The following is a 1,647-nucleotide window of genomic DNA, read 5'->3' as shown; positions in this document are numbered from 1 at the left end:
GTCGTCGTAGAGATAGATGTCACCCTCGAAATCCTCGGGCCAGTTGTCGAGCTCGAAGCCCTGCAGGATGGCAAGCTCGTCCTCGGTCAGCACGCCGTCGCCGTCGGGATCGAGGCCCATGTCCTCGAGCAGCATGAGGGTGAAGAACTCGTCATAGGCCCAGTGCAGCTCGATCCCGGTCACGCGCTGGTTGTCGTCGAGCACCACCCGCAGCGTCGTGTCGACGAAGACATGCGGGTGCGCGAAGGCCTGCGCGGCGGGCAAGAGAGACAGAAAGCAGGCAAGAAGACGTTTCATGAGACGCAACTATCCACGGGGCCCGTGCGTTGACAAGTCCGTGGGGAGACGCCCGCGCAGGATCGTGCTAGCGTCCCCCTGTTTTGTTTTGAGTCATATTGGAGATGCGCGATGCCCGCGCAAATGGAACTTTGCAACTTCGCGCCACAAGTGCGCAATTTTATGGAAGAACTTGCACGCAACAACGACCGGGAATGGTTCCGTGCCCAGAAGGCGCGCTACGATTCAGAGGTGAAGCGGCCGGCCGAGCGCCTGCTGCTGAGCGTGACGAGGTGGCTGGAATCCGCCAATGGCCTGCCGGTCCGGAGCAAGCTCTTCCGTCCCCATCGCGATGTCCGCTTCTCGCAGGACAAGACGCCCTATTACACCCACCTGCACGCCGCGTGGTCGGTGCCCGACGGGCGCGCCTGGTATTTCGGCCTGTCGCCGGACTATGCCACCGCGGGTTGCGGCGTCATGGCCTTTGACGAGGCACAGCTGCTGCGCTGGCGGCGGGCGGTGGACGGCCCCGCCGGCGCCCGCCTCGAGACGCTGGTGGCCGAGACCGGGGTGCGGATGAACGCGCCCGATCTCGCCGAGGTGCCCGAGCCCTACCCGCCGGACCACCCGCGCGCGGCGTTCCTGCAGCGCAGCGGCTGCGTGCTCTGGCTCGACGACCTGTTCGACGCGCTGAGCGCCGACCCGGGCGTCGGGCTCACCGCCGCATTCGGGCGGCTGCAGCCGCTGCAGGACTGGCTCGGCGACCACCTCTGACTGCAAGGCGCCCTGCGGGACGGGCTCAGCTCGTCCCGTGGCGGATGCTCGGGTGCAGCGCGGTGCCGAGGATATGGTCCGAGCGATGGATCACGTGCGCCGCGCCGCCAACGATCAGCGGATCGGGCGGGGTGACGATCTTCCGGTCCTTGTCCGGGTAGTCGATCATCGTCAGGAAGTGGCGCATGCAGTTCAGCCGGGCGCGCTTCTTGTCGTCGGACTTCACCACGATCCAGGGCGAATCCGCGGTGTCGGTGTAGAAGAACATGGCCTCCTTGGCCTCGGTGTAATCGTCCCACTTGTCGAGGCTGGCCTTGTCGATGGGCGACAACTTCCACTGTTTCAAAGGATCGGTCTCGCGGCTCTTGAAGCGGCGGCGCTGCTCCTCCTGCGTGACCGAGAACCAGTACTTGAAGAGCCTGAGCCCCGAGCGCACCAGCATCCGTTCGAGATCGGGGGTCTGGCGCATGAACTCCAGGTAGTCGTTTGGCGCGCAGAACCCCATGACGCGCTCCACCCCGGCGCGGTTGTACCAGGAGCGGTCGTAGAGCACGATTTCGCCGGCAGTGGGCAGGTGCTCGATATAGCGCTGGAAGT

The 1,647-nt window shown here is 65.5% G+C and carries 2 protein-coding genes and 1 pseudogene; 1 reads left to right on the top strand and 2 read right to left on the bottom strand.

The features are described 5' to 3' along the window. Positions 1 to 297, bottom strand: a 297-nt coding sequence (locus tag HC022_RS26085) for a DUF1007 family protein (RefSeq protein WP_167454315.1), incomplete at its 3' end; no start/stop codon positions are given. A 111-nt stretch (positions 298 to 408) separates the two neighbouring features. Here HC022_RS26085 and HC022_RS26080 point away from each other — a divergent pair. Further along, positions 409 to 1,050: a TIGR02453 family protein gene (locus HC022_RS26080; protein WP_167454314.1), complete on the top strand. Its 642-nt coding sequence runs from the start codon at positions 409 to 411 to the stop codon at positions 1,048 to 1,050. A 25-nt stretch (positions 1,051 to 1,075) separates the two neighbouring features. Here the strand turns inward: HC022_RS26080 and HC022_RS26075 are convergent. Then, positions 1,076 to 1,647 (bottom strand): annotated as a pseudogene (locus HC022_RS26075) (polyphosphate kinase 2); the annotation flags it as partial.

The organism is Salipiger sp. HF18 (genome assembly GCF_011806505.1).
GTDB lineage: Bacteria > Pseudomonadota > Alphaproteobacteria > Rhodobacterales > Rhodobacteraceae > Salipiger > Salipiger thiooxidans.
The sequence above is the reverse complement of the archived record's forward strand: the minus strand, read 5'-3'. Positions and strand labels throughout refer to the sequence as shown.